Origin of the sequence: Streptomyces sp. NPDC005551 (genome assembly GCF_042871785.1) — a bacterium.
Lineage (GTDB): Bacteria > Actinomycetota > Actinomycetes > Streptomycetales > Streptomycetaceae > Streptomyces.
This window is the reverse complement of the sequence record NZ_JBIAJE010000007.1, coordinates 169,887-184,950: the sequence shown is the minus strand read 5'-3', so window position 1 is coordinate 184,950 and position 15,064 is coordinate 169,887. Positions and strand designations below refer to the sequence as shown.

Genomic DNA, 15,064 nt, shown 5'->3' with positions numbered 1-15,064 from the left:
CGGGACCGGACCGGCACCGCCGTTTTCGGCCGATTGCGGCCGGCCGGAACGGGCGGGACAGCCGCCGGGGGCGGACGCGGATCACTCGACGATCAGGCGGCGCCCGGGCAGCACCACGGCGTCAAGTTCCGTCTCCGCCAGCAGCTCCAGGGCCTGGTCGAGGTGGTTGAGGATGGGCATGCCGCCCCCGTTGGCACTGGTGTTGATGAGGACGGGCAGCCCGGTGCGGTCGCCGACCGCGTGGCACAGCCGGTGCAGCAGCGGGTGGGTGTCCGGCCGTACGGTCTGCAGGCGGGCCGTGCCGTCGATGTGCCGAGCCTCGGCGAGCCGGTGGGACTCCTCGGGCCGCACCCGCACCGCGAACAGCATGCTCTCGGTGTGGTCCAGGGGGCCGGTGAAGTAGCGGTCCGCGACCTCCTCCGGGCAGATCGGCGCGACCGGCCGGAACCATTCGCGTCCCTTGATGGTCTGGGACACGTGCCGGCGGGCACCGTTCCAGTGCGCCGACACCAGCAGCGAGCGGTGTCCGAGCGCCCTCGGCCCGGTCTCCATACCGCCGTCCAGCCACGCCAGGCAGCGCCGCTCGGCCAGCAGGTCCGCGACCGCCCGCACCAGTTCGTCGTCGTCGGCGAGTCCACGCGCGGACAGCCCTCGGGTGCCCAGCCGCGCGGCGAGGCCGCTGACCGGGTCCGCACTCGTTCCGCCCTCGGACGCGGCCTCGGGCCCGCGGGCCGGCGACGGCCTGTGCGGCGGTGGCTCGTCCAGCCCCTCCAGCGGCGGCCCGGCGTACGCCAGCCGCGCCCACCCCGAGCGGGCCGCCAGGGCCGGACGGTCGGACGGTTCCGCTACGGCCAGGGCCGCGCCCAGCGCGATGCCCGAGTCGTCGCAGCAGGTCGGGACGGACACCCGGGTGAACTGCCCGGACTCGGCGAGGCGACTGTTCGCGGTGATGTTGAGTGCGCAACCGCCCGCGTAGCAGAGCGTGGAGTAACTCGGGAAGCGCTGGCTGATGCCGGTCGCGAGCCGGGTGAGGTCCCGCTCCACGGCGGACTGCAGGGTGGCGGCGAGATCCCTGCAGACCCGCTCGTCGGGCGAGGTCCCCACCACGGTCGTACGGCCGCCCGGGGTGCGGATCGCGTCGGGGAACACGGAGCCGAAGGAGTGCACCACGTCGTCGTCCGAGGAGTCGGCGAGGCCCACGTCCAGATAGCCGCCGCTGACCGGGTCGTACTCCCACCAGGTGTCGGCGTAACGCAGCGCCGACCCGGTCAGCCGGTCCTCGTCCAGCTGCTCGTACAGGTCGGGCGCGGCGCGCCGGGCGGACTGCGGGACCAGCATGGCGCGCAGCACCGGCAGGAGTGAGGGGTCGCTCTCACCGGTCGCGGCCAGGCCGAGCAGCTTGCCGGTGTCGAACTGGCTGCCGTGGACCCGCCGGGCCAGCGCCTCGTAGACCAGGCCGAAGCGCGGGCCGCCGCGGTTGGTGAACGACATCACCGGGGTGAGCTGGTCGCCGTCGCCGAGGCAGACCATGCCGCATTCGGCGTAGTTGCCGGTCCCGTCGAGGGCCAGCACGAGGGCCTTGCGGGCACCGGAGGTGTAGTAGGCGAGCGCGGCGTGTGCGTAGTGGTGGCGTACGGCGACGAGCGAGATGTCGCCGAGCCCTTCGGCGAGCGGCCAGTCCACCGGCTTGATCACCCGGGTCACCGCGTCGGCGAGCCCGATCCCGCCCGTGGCCGTCCAGCGTGCGTCCTCGTTGACCAGCTCGACGAGCGCCGGCGGCAGGACCCGGCACACGGGGGTGTACCAGTCGGCCACCGCGACCCGGGTCACCGGGTTCGCCGCCCGCTCCCGCAGCTCGGCCAGCCAACCGGCCGCTGCCTGTGGGAAGTCGCCGTTGCCCCCGCACACGTGGCGCAGCCGCAGCCGGCGTTCGGCCTCGATGACCAGGTAGCCGTCCGTGTCGGTCAGGGCGGCACCCGCGTCGTGGCCGAAGTGCATACCGATCGTTGCCATGGAACCTGTCACCTTTTCCTCAGCCGGCTGCGGTGGACCCGTGGACCGGCGGCCCGCCCGTGGGCGGGCCGCCGGGGACATCTCCGGGGTCCGCTTACGACAGCGCGGCGAGGCTGTGCGCGTGGTGCCGCTCCAGGAGGCCCTGCACCACCTCGCGCATGTAGGCGCAGTAGCCGGGAGACATCACCTGGATCGAGCCGTTCTCCTCCTCCAGTCCGCCCGCCGAACCACCGGAGCAGGTCCCCTGCAGCTCGCATCCCTGGCAGCCCGGTCCGTTGGTGTAGGCGCGCATGCCGTAGTCCTGGTAGGCGGGGGAGGCGAAGATGCCCCGCCAGTCGTCGATCGTGCCCAGCACGCGGGCGGTGGCCTTGCAGGCGAAGACGCTGCCGTTGGGTTCGATCGAGAGCTGCCGGCCGACCGCCGGACACGTCTTGTAGTCGGCCTGCTCAGCCCACTTGGCCTCATCGATGATCATCTGGAAGGTCTGGTACCAGTAGCCGCTGAGCTGCACCCCGCGCTCGCGCCCGTAGTCGACCGCGGCCAGCAGCCGTTGTGCCACGTCGTGCGGGCTGTGCTGCTGGAAGAACTCCCTGGCCTGGAAGGAGACGATGACGTCCAGGGTGTCCAGACCCGCCTCGGCGACGAAGTCGATCAACGGGTTGCCCCACTTCTCCCAGGTGTACTGGGAGAGGACCGTGGTGATGTTGACCGGGACGCCCGCGGCCTTCATGTCGAGGATCGCCTTGCGGACCACCGGCCACGGGGTGCGCTGCTGCTGTCCGCCGCGGAACTCGCCGGTCTCCGGCACCAGGTAGTCGATGGAGACCGTGGTGTCGACCCGGTGCTCGGCGAGCGCGGCCAGCAGCTCGTCGTCAATGCGGGAGCCGTTGCTCGTCAGGTCGTAGGACAGGGTGACCCCGTCGTGGCTGTCGCCGAACGTGCGCAGCACGTGCAGGATCGTCCCCCGGGCCAGTGTGGGCTCGCCGCCGAAGAAGGACACGGTCAGATGGCCGCCGCCGTTGGCCTTGCGCAGCGCGATGGCCTCCTTGATCGTCTTCTCGGCCACCTCCCGCGACATGTGCATCGACGGGTTGCGGCCGGTGTCCGAGCCGTGGTTCCAGTCGCCGCCGGCCAGCGTGGGCCCCGAGTCCTGGTGGACCGGACCGGAACCCTCGTCGCGGGAGCGGCGCAGCTCCACCAGCACGGGGCCGGGCTTCACGGACTCGCCGGAGGTGTTGCGCTCCTCCACACCGCCGTCGAAGTTGTACGCGAAGCAGCCTTGGCAGGAGAAGTTGCAGGCGTTGGTGAGCACGAGCTGGATGGAGGAGTGGAACACCCCGGTGCTCAGCACGTCCTGGCGGCTCTGCAGCAGGCCGTCGATCTCCTCGGCCTCGTCGTGCCCCGCCTCGACGAGGAACCGCGCCTCCACGAGGTCCCGCAGCGAATCGTCGTCGAGGCGCTCCCGCAGCCGGTCCACGCTGAGGCCCTGGGATGCATCGCGCAGGAGTTCGACCACGTCCTTGTCGATGAGCCGCGCATTTCCGTACAGCGAATGAAAGGCCATGGTCCGCGCGTCGTCCTCATAGGAATTGAGGCGTCCCCCGAAAGACGTGAAATCCCGGTCACCCGCGGCACGCAGAGTGCGGACATAACGCGAGGACTGATACACCGAATTCTGCATGCTGAAAACTTCTCCCTGCGTCTCACGGCTTTCAGTAAGGTGCGTGGCGCGGCCCTGTTCCGGAGCCCGGCCGTGGAACACGGCGGGCGCGTGGTGCGGCCTCGGTGAAGGGGATTTCGGGCGGTGGCCCTCGGGACGCGGACCGACCCTGCCCTCGGGTTCGGTCCGCGCGACGGCCCGGGGCCCGGCCGGCCGGGCGGAGCCCGGATCAGCCTCGGAGCCTAGGCCGAGGTGGGCTCTTTCCGCTGCTCGACAGGGGCGGTGTCGGCCTCCGCCTGCTTGCGGACGGGCGTGATGGTCGGCGCGTTGCCCTTGTCCGGCGAGACGAACGCGCAGGGCCGCGACGACGCGGTGACCGCGGGTCGGACGACCTTCCTGACTTCGGCCATGTGGCCTCCTCCATGGGTACGGGACACAACGCGTTCTACTGAAGCAGAAGAAAACAGGGGCGATAAGTCCTGATCAGGACATGCTGGAATCAGCGGGATACCGCATGGCTTATCACGCGGAATCGATCTTTCGCCGCCCGAGGACACCCCGGCCGATCCGGCGTTCAGCCCGGTATCTTTCTTGATCGGAATTCGCACAGGCCGACCGTTCGATCTTTTCGGGCGCCTCCCGTACGACTCGGAGCGAGACAAGTTCCGGCCAGCACCCCGCACCCGATGTCGGACGCGGAACCGGAGACGCTGATGCGGGACCAGGTGATCGACCGGACGTTCGGCCCCGGCGGAGAACAGCCGCGCCGGTCGGACCGTGGTTGGCCAAACCGGGCCGCCACGCGTCACAATCGGATGTATGTTCGATGACCTGCCGCCCGACCTGGGGCGCCTGCTGACCCTGCGGGTCTGGCACGCCATGTGGCTGGAGCGCATCGACCGCAAGATCGCGGCTGTCCGCCGGAAGGAGGCCGAGCAGGAACAGGGGCGCCGGAACCGGCCCCCGGCCCCGGACTGGATCGTCGAGCTGGGCATCGGCGACGGACGGCTGCCCGTGGAGCTCCACGCCGGGGACTGTTACGCGGCCGGCAAGCGGCGCCGCCCCGTCGGCCGCGAGGAGGCGCGCCGGTTGCTCGCGTCAGGCCTGCGTGCCTGCACCCACTGCGAACCCGAGCACCGGCTCGGCATCCTCGACTGACGCCGGTCGGCGAGGCCGGCCGCCCGCGCCCCGGCCGTCGGTTCCGCAGGGCGGGGGCGGCGGTGCTGCAGTGCCGGGAGGCGTGAAAAGTGAGGCGAGTGAGGGGGAGCGGCCGGGGTAAACGGGCTGTGCCCCCACCGCGGAACCGCCTGTCCAGGCGCAGTTGCGAAGGAGAACGCCATGCTGATGGCCCACCCCGCCGTTCTGGCCGACCTCATCTCCCAGTACGAAGCCCTCAGCGCACTCCACGCCGAGGACGGCAACGAGGAGGCACGCCGGCGCGTCGACGATGTCACCTACACCCTGTGCGTCGCCACCGGCACGCGCGACATCGACTCCGCCCTCGTCGCCGCCCGGAACCGGCTGCTCGGGGCCCGCACCTTCGACGACTCCCGCGCCACGCCCGCCCCCTACGACACGGCGGACGCGTACACCGCCGACCACGGGCAGCTGGCCGCTCTCTAGCCCCCTGGACCTCGCGGCATCCCGGCGGGGCACACGGCGCCGACTGCGGAACACCCCCGAAGAGGTGGGGCACGGAGCCCGACGGTTCCGTGCCCCACCTCTTTCTCGCGTACGGCGACGAGCAGTCTCGACTACCGGGGCGGCAGCGCCCGGCACCCGAGGGGCCCCGTTTCACCACCACTCCCCCGGGTACTGCGACACCCCGTTCCGTAACAGCGCGTACGGCCGGGGCACAAGCGGTTCGCGACAGGCACCGCGGCATGTCGCTCACGGCCCCGAGGAGGCAGCAATGAGTGCGCCCACCCCTTCCCCCGCCAGGACGGCGATCGTCACCGGCGCCGATTCCGGTATCGGCCGGGCCACCGCCGTCCGACTGGCCGAGGCGGGCATGGACGTCGGTATCACGTGGCACAGCGACGAAGAAGGCGCCGAGCGGACGGCCGCCGAGGTGCGCGGCCACGGCCGACGCGCGGAAGTGGCACAGCTCGATCTCACCCGGCTGCCCGGGGCCGCCGACACGATCGACGAGCTGGCCGCCCGGCTGGGCCGCCTCGACGTACTGGTGAACAACGCGGGCACCGGCACCGCCACGCCCTTCCTCGACCTGAAGCTCCAGGACGTACGCCGTGTCCTCGACGTCGACCTGGTGGGTCCCTTCCTGTGCGGGCAGCGCGCGGCCCGCCTCATGATCGGACAGGGTGACGGCGGCCGCATCGTCAACGTCACCTCCGTGCACGAGCACCAGCCCCGGGTCGGCGCCGCCCCCTACTGCGCGGCCAAGGGCGGCCTCGGGCTGCTCACCCAGGTGATGGCACTGGAGCTCGGTGAGTACGGCATCACCGTCAACGCGGTGGCGCCCGGGGAGATCGCCACACCCATGACCGGGCAGGAGGACACCGACGTGCACACCGAGCGCCGCCCCGGTATCCCCCTGGGCCGCCCCGGAGACGCGCGCGAGGTGGCCGCGGTGATCGCCTTCCTCGCCGGACCCGACGCCTCGTACGTCACCGGTGCGTCCTGGGTCGCGGACGGCGGGATGGTACGCATGGGCCCACAGGCCGGCTCGCATCTCGAGAGCGACGACTGGCGGCGCCCCTGAAGCCTGACGGCCGGCCGCGCTCTGCGGCCGACTGGGACAGCCGGAGTTCGAGGTCTCCGGCCCACGCGACACCATGAGCCATCGGTCGTGTTTCTCAACTCGCTTGCTACACAACCGACTTGCTGGCTCACCTCCTCGGTCGGAGAGCATGGGCGCAGCTTCCCCCGCCGACTTCAGTGACGTCGGTACACCCGGCGACTTGGGATGCCGACGGGAGGAAGGTGCGCCTTTCGCATGCTCTCGTCCCGAGTGTGGGAATGCCGCTTCGGCATGGGTACTTCTGTTCACCTCAGGCAGTCACTGACCCCATGCCCGTCCCACCTCGGGCTTTGCGAACGGAATATGACCGACTGCCCCTCGGAATGCCTGACTTCGCAGGTCAGAGCGGCACATGGGAGGGTGGGGCAAGTCGGCTCACCCTGCCGGTGACGACCTCACGTACCGCCGTCGCCACCTCGCTTGAGGGCGCGGCGAATCGAGTTGGGCATCCCTCGACAGGAACATTCGGTTCCAGTCATGCGTACTATCTCTAGGCTGGTAGTAGCCGCAGTAGTTGCGACTGCAGCCGATCCAGTCATCGCAAACGGGAGACATCCTCCGTCCCTTCGCGAGCCGGGCGCACTTCCTTTCACCGCCGCGGCCGCGAATTCGAGAAAGGCCGCTGACATGCCCGACACCCAGGCTCCCTCCACCGAACTGACCTCGCAGTACATCGCCCAGGTGACGAGCGACCTCGAGCGCAACGCCAAGGAGCAGGAGCGCATCAGCACCGAGATCGAGGCGCTGCAGGAGCAACTGCGCGCGCTGCAGCACGACCACACCGTGCTGGTGACGATGCAGCAGGCGCTGAGTGCCGGAAACATCGCGGCGGCCGAGTCGGCCGCGCAGCTGGACATCAGGGCCACACCGACCGTGCCTCACCAGGCCACGGCCGCCGAGGCCAAGCCGGGCAAGTCCGCGCCGAAGCAGAGCAAGGCGAAGAAGGCCGTCTCCGCTAGCACCAGGAAGACGGCGGCCAGGAAGCCCGCCACCAAGGCGACCACGGCCACCAAGTCCACTGCGGCCACGGCGGCCACCGCGGCCAAGAAGACGGACTCGGCCGCGAAGCCGGCCTCCGCCACCAAGACCTCCTCGGCCGCGAAGCCGGCCGCCAAGCAGGCCGCCAAGCCGACCGCGAAGAGCGCGGCTTCCGCTCCCGAGAAGACCGACAAGAGTGCCGCGAAGCCGACCCTCGTCGAGCTGATCCGTGGCCACCTCGAGGAGCAGAAGGAGCCGCGCTCCGCCGCCGAGGTCACCTCCGCGCTGACGCAGGCCCACCCGGACCGCAGCATCAAGACCACGGTCGTGCGCACCACCCTCGAAGGTCTTGTCGCCAAGAGCCATGCCCACCGCAGCAAGCAGGGTTCGTCCGTCTTCTACACCGCCACGACCACGTCCGAGCCCGCCAAGGACGACGCGCAGCAGGAGCCCGCTGCCGGCTGAGTGTCCGCCGGTGGCTCACCGCCGCTTCGACGAAGGAGCGGCCCGCCGGGAGGCGGACGGATCGCTCGTCGAGGGGCCCTGTTCCGGCACAGGTGCCCCTCGGGGTGACAGGCGGGTCCGGCCGGTCAGGACGAACCGTCGGTCACAGCCGGCCTGATCCAAACGACAGGCCCTAGGCCGGCGCGCCGACCAGGGGAATGCGTACCTTGACCCGCTTGCCGACCGGTTCGCGCCGTACGTCTATCGCGCCGCACAGCGCCGTCACGATCTCCAGGCCGTGCCGCCCGACCCGGCCGGGGTCGGGAGCCTGGGCGACGGGCACGTCGAAGCTGCTGTCCCACACCCTGATCTCCAGGGACCGGTCGATCAGGACCAGGTCGAGGGCGCAGGGCCCCGGTGCGTGCTTGCAGACGTTCGTGACCAGCTCGCTGACGACGAGCTGCACCGCACCGATCCCCTTGGTGGACAGCACGAGGCGGTACGCCCGCTGCAACCGCTCCATGAAATCGGCGGCGAAGTGCCGGGCCTCCCCGGCCGACTCGGAGGCACCGTCATAGACGGCTCCGGCCCACGGCAGCGCTCCCGGCAGAACCATGTCCGCGTCACCCTCGCCAGCTACAGCTTCCACCATCACGGTCCCCTTGCCCGGACTGTCACCTTCGGTCCGTCCGACTCAGCGCGTCTACCCGCGATACGCGGCGGAACACTCGGGCGGTCGGGCGGGAAGTGACGACTCCGGGAAGAATCCACCGGCCCCCGAGCGGCCGGACGTGACGGCCCGGACCGGGGCGCCCCGCAGGGCATCGGCCACGGCGGCCCGGCTCGTCCCCCGTACGCGCAGGCAGGGCAAGTCGCCTGGTCAGGTCGTGATCAGGCGTTTGGCGGGTACAAGGAGCCGGAGGCCCGATCAGGGGCCAGGGGAGAGGAGCATTGCCTTGAGTGTGACGGATCAGAGATCTCAGGCCGCGGACGAGGCGGCCGAGCGAGCTGCGCAGAGCCGGCAGAACGGGAACGACTCCGACACCGGGGAGTCGGAGCAGGAGCGCGTCAACCGGCGGTGGAACGAGATCCTTCAGGAGACGCGGGTCGCGCAGACCGGTGTGCAGATCCTGTTCGGCTTCCTGCTGAGTGTCGCCTTCACGTCGCTGTTCAAGGAGCTGGGCACGTTCGACCGCACGGTCTACGTCGTGACCGTGATCCTGGGCGCCGCCGCGACCGGCGCCCTCATAGCACCGGTCTCGATCCACCGCTTCCTCTCGGGCCAGCGGATGAAGGACGAACTCGTCGTCGCCGCCGGGCGCCTGATGATGTGCGGCATCGTCTTCCTGGCGCTCACCATCAGCTGCACCGTGCTCCTCATTCTGCACGTGGTCCTGCCGAGCCTGCTCGCCGAATTCCTCGCGGGCGCCGTCATGCTGTGGTTCGCGTTCTGCTGGTACATCCTGCCCTGGATACTCAGGCGGCGTTCCAACAGGACCGAGGACAGCGCGCAGTGACGGGACGTCACGGACGCGTCCGCGTTGTCCGCGCCTGGTTCCGCGGCCCGCTGCCGACAGGCTGGGGCCGCTAACCTCCTGCCCCCGGGGCACCGCTCCATGGTGATGTCCCGGGGCTGTCGCGGGAGGGGTCGGCCTCAGTGTCCGTCCCTGTGGAGGGGGAGGTCCATGGCCGCCTGCACACTGTCGGCCAGCACGAAGAAGCCCGCGGTCCCCGTCACGTCGAAGAGCCTGCTGACGGTCTCGCTGAAGGGGCCCGCGACGACCATGAGCATGCCGCGGGCCCGGTGGGCGCGCTGTGCCGCGAGCAGGACGTGCAGGATCGACGAGTCGGCGAAGTCCGTGCCGGAGAGATCGACGATCGCGCGTGGGGCACCCACTCGGTGCGCGAGGTCCAGGGCGTCCTCCAGCCGGGACGCGCTCGCGTAGTCGATGTCGCCGCCCACCCGCACGACGAAGGAGTCCTGGGCCGAACCGTGCGTGACGGTGGCCTCCAACTCGTCGGACATCGGCACACTCTTTCCGTTCTTGTGGCGCTCGGGCACTTCTCCGGGCGGGCACCGGGACATCAGGGGGCCCGTGTTCCTTGCGGGCCCGGAGGGTCCACGGATGCGTCGCCCTGGACGAAGCCCGGTGCCGGTCAGGCCGGCTGCCTGGGCGGCAGGCTCTCGTAGTAGCTGCCCACCCGGCCCAGGTATCCGGGGTCCAGGGTCTCCCGGTCGGTCTTGAACAGGGGGGCGGACTTGACCTCGTCCCTGGTGCACGCCACGGTGATCTTCTGCGCCTGGGTGTCGATTCCGGTGACGATGCCGGCCGGCACCAGGACGCTCTTCCCGAACACCCACACACCGGTGTCCACGATCAGATGCCGCGTCCCGGAGTCGTCGGCCTGCCGGTCCACGTGCCCTATCGTCCCGTCGGTCGCCTCGACGACGTATCCCGTGAGTTCGCGCCCTTCCGAGTGACCGCACTGCGGCGGGTACGACCAGATTCTGTCGGTGATCACACTGCTCCTCTCTGTCCGCACCCTCGGTGCGGCCGGTCAACGAGCCTTGTCCGGTGCGGAGTTACCAGGCGGGCGAGACGCGGTATGCCGCTCCCGTCGCGCTCCACAGCAGCCCATACCCCCCGAACGGGGCCGCATTCGGCAGCCTTCCGCCTTCCGGCCGGCGCCCGTGGACGCGGCCGGCACGGGGCCCGGACCCATCACCTTCCCGGCGACGAGAACTGTTTCCCTCCGGCAACCTTCTCCTGTCGGGCCTCACCTCTGCAAGTCACACCGCGCAACTCGTCCCACGACAGGGTCAATGGTCGCCGTACGTGCGGTCACTGGCCGACGCATGCCCGAACGTCGGTCCCGGGAGCCCCCGATGAACGGCTGTCGGACCCCGCGCACAGCAAAGCGGCGGAGCACGGCGTCACCGCCGCACTCCGCCGCCTCGCCACATCAGCGTCTGCGGCTCGACCAGCCGCTGCCGATCCCCGCGACATGAAGGGCGAGCAGCGCGAGTCCGATGAGCATGAAGTTGGTCGAGGTGAACACGTCGTTCGTCGAGATGTCAGCCGCGTTGATCAGAAACGCGATGAAGAACAGGACCGCTGCCACGATGCCGAGCATGAGATCTCCTTTGTCGATGTGGTGAAGTCCGCATGCCCCCAAGTCGACGGCCGACACGGCCCAACGAGAGAGGGTTCGGGCGGCCTCGCGCGTTTCCCCGGAACACCCCTACGGATGCCGGACGGAACGGCCGCGGGAAGGCGGCGCGACGGACACGCGGGCCGGGTCGGGCCACTCCGGCCGCGGCCCGCGCCGTCTCGGCCGCGGCCACCGGACCCCGTCGGCCGCGGTCACCGCCAGCGCCCCGAGCAGGGCGAGGGCGGCGGCGGGAGCGAGGACCGCCCATGGGGCGCGCTCGGCGTACGGCTGGTTCTCGGCGAGCAGCAGGCCCCATTCGGGAGCGGGGGGTTGGGCCCCGAGGCCCAGGAAGCCCAGGGCGGCCAGGGCGAGAGCGACGCCGGGCAGGCGCAGCAGCGCGTGGCGGATGACGGGCGGCAGGACGGCGGGCAGCAGTTCGTGCCGCAGCAGGAAGAGCGGTCCCGCGCCGAGGCTCCGGGTCGCCAGCAGGTGAAGGGCGGCCCGCTCCTGCCGTATCAGGGCGCTGGTGTGCGCCGCGAGCGGGGCCCAGGCGACGGCAGCCACCGCGAGTGCGGGGGTCGCGCGCCCGCCGCCCGCCGCACCGGCGACCAGGAGTCCGGCGAGGACGGGCGGGACGGCGTTCACGGTGTCGACGAGCGGCCCGGAAAGACGGGGCAGCAGCCCGAGCAGCACACCGGCCAGCAGGGCGGCGGCGCTGATGACCAGGGCGAGCGCGAGTGTGGTGAAGGCACCGTGCGCGACGCGCGCCAGGAGGTCGCGGCCCAGTGCGTCGGTGCCGAACGGGTGTGTCCAGGAGGGGGGTTGGAGGCGGCGGGTGGTGTTCAGGGCGAGTGGGTCGCGGGGTGCGCCGAGTGCGATGACGGCGAGGAGTGCGGCTGCGTACAGCAGGGGGAGCCGGCGAGGGGCGCAACGGGTAGCACCGGGCAGGGGTGGCAGCGCGCCGTCCCGCAGTGCGGGGCCGGTCAGGAGACGGACGGCCGTCCGGACGAGCACACCGGCGGCCGCGGCGAGCAGGACGAGGGCGAGGGTGCCGGCCTGGAGGACGGGAAGGTCCTGGGCCAGCGCGGCCTGGAGCGTGCTGCGGCCGAGTCCGGGGATGTCGAAGATCTGCTCCACCGCCACCGAGCCTCCGGTCAGTCCGACCACGAACAGTCCCGCGTTCGGCAACAGCCCGGGAACGCTGCGGCGCAGCGCCTGCCGGGCGATGCGGCGGCCCGGTATGCCGCGGGCGGCGGCCGCCAGGGCCCACGGTTCGGCGAAGGCGCCGGGCAGCATGTCGTCGAGCAGTCGGCCGAGCAGCGCGCCGGCGGGCAGACCGAGAGCGAGTGCGGGCAGCACCATGCACTGCGGCCCGTACCAGCCAAGGGCGGGCAGCCAGCCGAGCTGGACGCCGACCACGGTGGCCAGCACCGAGGCGATCAGGAATTCGGGCAGTGCGGCCGCCACGGCGGTCGCACCGCCCCTCGCGCGGCGGCCGGTGGGCCGGTGTCCCGCGCCGCGCCGCAGGGTCGGGGCGCAGACCGCCGCCGCCGTGAGGGCGGCGGCCGTGACAGCGCCCGCCATCAGCAGCAGGGACACGCCGAGAGCCTGTACGACGGACGGTGTCACCTCGCTGCCGGAGATCCAGGAGCGGCCGGCGTCGCCGTGCGGCAGGCCTTGGAGCCACTCCCCCAGCAGGTGCGAGGGCCCCGCGTCCAGGCCGAGTTCTTCCCGTACGGCGGCCAGCACCTCGGCCGTGGGGGTGCGTTCGGCGGACCGTGCCCTGAGGACGGTGAGGGCGGGGTCGGTGCGGGAGAGCCAGGGCAGCAGGCCGATCCCGCACAGCATGGCGGCGACGAGGGTGATGCGCCAGAGCAGTACGGGAGCGTCACCCCGCACGAACCTCTTCATCGGTCAGCGCCGTGTTCCCGTGCCGACGAGGTTGCGCTCGTAGGGGTCGAGGAGCACGCCGCGCACGGGGTCCGCCACACCGGTGACGATCCGCTGGTGCACCAGCGGCACGACCGCGTCGGTGCCGAGGACGGCCGCCTCGGCGGCCATGACCGCGCTCCGCCGCTTCGTGGTGTCGGCGATGTCCTCGGCCCGTGCGACGGCGCGGTCCACCTTCTTGTCGCAGAGCAGCGCGAGGTTGTAGTCGCCGTCGCAGGTGTAGTCGGCGGCGAGGATCGACACGGGGTCACCGGTGTCGAGCATGGTGTTGCGGGCGGAGACGAACGCGTCGAACCTCCCGGCCAGTACGTCGCTCTCGAGACGTGAGTACTCGCGGACCTGGAGCCGCACCCGGAAGCCGGCCTTCTCCAGCTGTTGCTTCAGCACCTGTGCCACTTCGGGCAGTTCGGGCCGGTTGTCGTACGTGGCCAGGGTGAGCCTCCCCGCGGCACGTGCCGCCGCGGTCCGCCCGGTCGGCGTGACGCGCTGGTCCGCCGCCCAGGTCAGGGCGGGCCCGAAGAGGCCGGCGCCGGGGTCCGCGTACCCCTCGTACACGTCGTCGGCGAGTACGGAGGTGTCGATCGCCTGCCGTGCCGCGGCGCGCGTCCCCGGATCCCTGAACGGGCCGGACCGGGTGTTGAGCGACAGGCTCGTGGTGCGTGTGGTGGCGGTCTCGCGGCGGTTCCCCTCGTCCAGCGCGGCGACCTGCGAGACCGGAAGCGCTTCGGCGATGTCCACGACTCCGGTGCGCAGGGCGTTCGTCCGGGCTGTTCCGTCGGGTATGAACCGGGCGTCGACGCCCGATGCGTGGGCCCGGCCGCCCCAGTAGTCGTCGAAGCGGTCGAGGGTCGCGGCCGTGGTGCCGGTGACGCCCTTGAGTTCGAAGGGGCCCGTCGCGGTCCCGGCCGGGTCGACGGTGCCCCGCTCACGGTAGGCCCCGGCCGAGAACACAGCCAGGGAGGGGCTCGACAGCCGCAAGGGGAGTACGGAGTCGGGGGCGGCGGTGACCACTCTCACCCGCCGGTCGCCCCGCGCCGCCGCCGTGAGGCCGACACCCGTGAGAGCGGCGGGTTCGGGTGTGGCGCGGGTGGCCCGGGTGAGCGCGGCGGCGACGGCGGAAGCGGTGACGTCAGTTCCGTCCTGGAACGTCGCCTCGCGCAGCGTGAACTCCCAACTCCGCTCGCCCGTGCGTCTCCAGGACTCGGCGAGCGCGGGCGCCGCCGCGCCGTTGGCGTCCAGTGTCGTCAGTCCCTCCGTCACGCCGAGCCGGCTGAGCAGCGTCGCGTCGGCTCCGTACGGCGAGAGGTTCTGGGTGGGCGGGAAGGCGAGGGCGACGCGCAGCCGGTCGCCTGCCGAGGAGCCGTGCGGCGAGTCCGCCGACGAACCGCCGTCGGAGGCGAAGCAGCCGGAGAGAAAGGGGGCGAGCAGCAGAGTGGTGACGAGTCGTCGACGGGAGGCGGAGCGCATGTTCCTCGTTCTTCGCAGGGGGCGGAAGGGAGATCACCACGACAGGCTACATGACAATCGTTTTCACTTACGCCGGAACTTCGACATGCAGGACGCTCTGGCCGCCCGGTTGTTCGCGCTCGTCGCACACGACCTTGCCGAGCGAACGCCAGAACTGCTCGGCGCCCGGCACGGACGGATCGGTGTGCAGGTACACGGCCCGGTAGCCGCCGTCCCGGGCGGCGAAGCCGAGCAGTTCACCGACCAGCCGCCGGGCCAGCCCCCGCCTCCGGTGCCCCGGGCGTACGTACACCCTGCGCAGCTGCGCCGTCTCTCCCGAGGGGTAGCGCTCCACGAGCCAGCGGGGGTTGGGCGGATGGGCCGGTCCCCGTGCGTCGAGCGCGGCGGTGGCGACGACCGCGCCGTCCCGCTGGTCGACGGCGACCAGCAGGGTGTGCCGGGCGGGAGCGACGTAGGCGCCCTGGAGGTCGATGATGTCGCCGTGCCAGCGGGGCACGTACCCGGTGCCGAAGTCGCGGTAGACGGTGTCGAGCATCACGGCGCGCGCGTCGTCGAGGTCGCCGGGGATCGCCGTTCTTATGCAATAGTCACGCACTTGCACATCATATGCATTAAGCAGCGACGGCCCGGCGCCACGA

At 71.4% G+C, this 15,064-nt stretch carries 15 protein-coding genes; 5 read left to right on the top strand and 10 right to left on the bottom strand.

Features of this window, described 5'->3' with window-relative positions:
• Nucleotides 1-81: 81 nt before the first annotated feature.
• The 3 genes from ACFYP4_RS21460 to ACFYP4_RS21450 all read right to left on the bottom strand — a co-directional run bounded on the left by ACFYP4_RS21460 (nt 82) and on the right by ACFYP4_RS21450 (nt 4,083).
• Complete coding sequence (locus tag ACFYP4_RS21460; protein ID WP_388787119.1) at nt 82-2,013, bottom strand: carbamoyltransferase C-terminal domain-containing protein; 1,932 nt, start codon at nt 2,011-2,013, stop codon at nt 82-84.
• A 94-nt stretch (nt 2,014-2,107) separates the two neighbouring features.
• Nucleotides 2,108-3,577 (bottom strand): radical SAM/SPASM domain-containing protein, encoded by a 1,470-nt coding sequence (locus tag ACFYP4_RS21455; RefSeq protein ID WP_358854951.1) that lies wholly within the window; start codon nt 3,575-3,577, stop codon nt 2,108-2,110.
• A 338-nt stretch (nt 3,578-3,915) separates the two neighbouring features.
• Nucleotides 3,916-4,083 carry a hypothetical protein gene (locus ACFYP4_RS21450; protein ID WP_358854952.1) on the bottom strand — a complete coding sequence of 56 codons (168 nt, stop codon included), beginning with the start codon at nt 4,081-4,083 and terminating at the stop codon, nt 3,916-3,918.
• A gap of 409 nt (nt 4,084-4,492) precedes the next feature.
• Between ACFYP4_RS21450 and ACFYP4_RS21445 the strand changes: the two genes are divergently transcribed.
• The 4 genes from ACFYP4_RS21445 to ACFYP4_RS21430 all read left to right on the top strand — a co-directional run bounded on the left by ACFYP4_RS21445 (nt 4,493) and on the right by ACFYP4_RS21430 (nt 7,877).
• Nucleotides 4,493-4,831, top strand: coding sequence for a DUF6233 domain-containing protein (locus tag ACFYP4_RS21445; protein ID WP_358854953.1), 339 nt, complete (start codon nt 4,493-4,495; stop codon nt 4,829-4,831).
• A gap of 180 nt (nt 4,832-5,011) precedes the next feature.
• Nucleotides 5,012-5,296 carry a DUF5133 domain-containing protein gene (locus ACFYP4_RS21440; protein WP_358854954.1) on the top strand — a complete coding sequence of 95 codons (285 nt, stop codon included), beginning with the start codon at nt 5,012-5,014 and terminating at the stop codon, nt 5,294-5,296.
• A gap of 289 nt (nt 5,297-5,585) precedes the next feature.
• On the top strand, nt 5,586-6,395 hold the full coding sequence (locus tag ACFYP4_RS21435; RefSeq protein ID WP_358854955.1) for an SDR family oxidoreductase: 810 nt from the start codon (nt 5,586-5,588) through the stop codon (nt 6,393-6,395).
• A gap of 666 nt (nt 6,396-7,061) precedes the next feature.
• Nucleotides 7,062-7,877, top strand: a complete 816-nt coding sequence (locus ACFYP4_RS21430) for a BlaI/MecI/CopY family transcriptional regulator (protein WP_388787114.1) — start codon at nt 7,062-7,064, stop codon at nt 7,875-7,877.
• Nucleotides 7,878-8,049: 172 nt separating this feature from the next.
• Here the strand turns inward: ACFYP4_RS21430 and ACFYP4_RS21425 are convergent, their stop codons facing one another.
• The gene (locus ACFYP4_RS21425; protein ID WP_388787110.1) at nt 8,050-8,472 is read right to left on the bottom strand and encodes an ATP-binding protein; all 423 of its coding nucleotides are present in this window, start codon (nt 8,470-8,472) and stop codon (nt 8,050-8,052) included.
• A gap of 334 nt (nt 8,473-8,806) precedes the next feature.
• Here ACFYP4_RS21425 and ACFYP4_RS21420 point away from each other — a divergent pair, with 334 nt between their 5' ends.
• Nucleotides 8,807-9,373 (top strand): DUF6328 family protein, encoded by a 567-nt coding sequence (locus ACFYP4_RS21420; RefSeq protein WP_388787604.1) that lies wholly within the window; start codon nt 8,807-8,809, stop codon nt 9,371-9,373.
• A gap of 137 nt (nt 9,374-9,510) precedes the next feature.
• Here ACFYP4_RS21420 and ACFYP4_RS21415 read toward each other — a convergent pair whose 3' ends face one another.
• From ACFYP4_RS21415 to ACFYP4_RS21390, 6 genes are all read right to left on the bottom strand, one after another.
• On the bottom strand, nt 9,511-9,882 hold the full coding sequence (locus ACFYP4_RS21415) for an STAS domain-containing protein (protein ID WP_358854959.1): 372 nt from the start codon (nt 9,880-9,882) through the stop codon (nt 9,511-9,513).
• Nucleotides 9,883-10,013: 131 nt separating this feature from the next.
• Nucleotides 10,014-10,379: a PRC-barrel domain containing protein gene (locus tag ACFYP4_RS21410; protein ID WP_358854960.1), complete on the bottom strand. Its 366-nt coding sequence runs from the start codon at nt 10,377-10,379 to the stop codon at nt 10,014-10,016.
• Between the two features lie 441 nt (nt 10,380-10,820).
• Nucleotides 10,821-10,991 carry a hypothetical protein gene (locus ACFYP4_RS21405; protein ID WP_183117244.1) on the bottom strand — a complete coding sequence of 57 codons (171 nt, stop codon included), beginning with the start codon at nt 10,989-10,991 and terminating at the stop codon, nt 10,821-10,823.
• A gap of 108 nt (nt 10,992-11,099) precedes the next feature.
• Nucleotides 11,100-12,920: an ABC transporter permease subunit gene (locus tag ACFYP4_RS21400; RefSeq protein ID WP_358854961.1), complete on the bottom strand. Its 1,821-nt coding sequence runs from the start codon at nt 12,918-12,920 to the stop codon at nt 11,100-11,102.
• A 3-nt stretch (nt 12,921-12,923) separates the two neighbouring features.
• Entirely contained in the window at nt 12,924-14,426 is a 1,503-nt protein-coding gene (locus ACFYP4_RS21395) for an ABC transporter substrate-binding protein (RefSeq protein WP_358854962.1), read from the bottom strand.
• 67 nt (nt 14,427-14,493) lie between these two features.
• Complete coding sequence (locus ACFYP4_RS21390) at nt 14,494-15,021, bottom strand: GNAT family N-acetyltransferase (RefSeq protein WP_388787104.1); 528 nt, start codon at nt 15,019-15,021, stop codon at nt 14,494-14,496.
• Nucleotides 15,022-15,064 lie beyond the last annotated feature (43 nt).

What these genes read in the sequence shown, in the direction of transcription:
- ACFYP4_RS21425 (WP_388787110.1), bottom strand. Translation starts at nt 8,472, where the DNA reads ATGGTTCTGCCGGGAGCGCTGCCGTGGGCCGGAGCCGTCTATGACGGT.
- ACFYP4_RS21400 (WP_358854961.1), bottom strand. Translation starts at nt 12,920, where the DNA reads ATGAAGAGGTTCGTGCGGGGTGACGCTCCCGTACTGCTCTGGCGCATC.
- ACFYP4_RS21435 (WP_358854955.1), top strand. Translation starts at nt 5,586, where the DNA reads ATGAGTGCGCCCACCCCTTCCCCCGCCAGGACGGCGATCGTCACCGGC.
- ACFYP4_RS21450 (WP_358854952.1), bottom strand. Translation starts at nt 4,083, where the DNA reads ATGGCCGAAGTCAGGAAGGTCGTCCGACCCGCGGTCACCGCGTCGTCG.
- ACFYP4_RS21460 (WP_388787119.1), bottom strand. Translation starts at nt 2,013, where the DNA reads ATGGCAACGATCGGTATGCACTTCGGCCACGACGCGGGTGCCGCCCTG.
- ACFYP4_RS21405 (WP_183117244.1), bottom strand. Translation starts at nt 10,991, where the DNA reads ATGCTCGGCATCGTGGCAGCGGTCCTGTTCTTCATCGCGTTTCTGATC.
- ACFYP4_RS21445 (WP_358854953.1), top strand. Translation starts at nt 4,493, where the DNA reads ATGTTCGATGACCTGCCGCCCGACCTGGGGCGCCTGCTGACCCTGCGG.
- ACFYP4_RS21455 (WP_358854951.1), bottom strand. Translation starts at nt 3,577, where the DNA reads ATGGCCTTTCATTCGCTGTACGGAAATGCGCGGCTCATCGACAAGGAC.
- ACFYP4_RS21395 (WP_358854962.1), bottom strand. Translation starts at nt 14,426, where the DNA reads ATGCGCTCCGCCTCCCGTCGACGACTCGTCACCACTCTGCTGCTCGCC.
- ACFYP4_RS21415 (WP_358854959.1), bottom strand. Translation starts at nt 9,882, where the DNA reads ATGTCCGACGAGTTGGAGGCCACCGTCACGCACGGTTCGGCCCAGGAC.
- ACFYP4_RS21430 (WP_388787114.1), top strand. Translation starts at nt 7,062, where the DNA reads ATGCCCGACACCCAGGCTCCCTCCACCGAACTGACCTCGCAGTACATC.
- ACFYP4_RS21440 (WP_358854954.1), top strand. Translation starts at nt 5,012, where the DNA reads ATGCTGATGGCCCACCCCGCCGTTCTGGCCGACCTCATCTCCCAGTAC.